The sequence below is a fragment of the Psychromonas aquatilis genome (assembly GCF_038155185.1).
Lineage (GTDB): Bacteria > Pseudomonadota > Gammaproteobacteria > Enterobacterales > Psychromonadaceae > Psychromonas > Psychromonas aquatilis.
Genome location: NZ_JBAKAZ010000274.1, coordinates 1 through 229 on the forward strand (window position 1 = coordinate 1; position 229 = coordinate 229).

Annotated in this window: 1 protein-coding gene; it reads left to right on the forward strand. The window is 40.6% G+C overall.

Features of this window, described 5'->3' with window-relative positions:
- On the forward strand, positions 1-229 hold a 229-nt coding region (locus V6256_RS15550; protein WP_481133293.1), incomplete at both ends, for an FKBP-type peptidyl-prolyl cis-trans isomerase.

A 229-nucleotide genomic window follows, 5' to 3' on the forward strand; every position in this document is an offset into this window, starting at 1 on the left:
GCCTAACAGCTGTTTTTGAGGATTGCTTATTAGGCTTAAAAGAAGGTAGCTCAGAGTCTTTGACTTTGACGCCTGAAGATGCATTTGGTTTTCCTAACCCAGATAATTTTCATTATATTGAGTTGAGTAAGTTCACTGCTGTTGTGCCTGCAGAGATAGGTACTATTATTAGCTTTACACAACCTGATGGTACTGAGTTACCTGGCATCGTGCGTGAAATCGTTGCTGA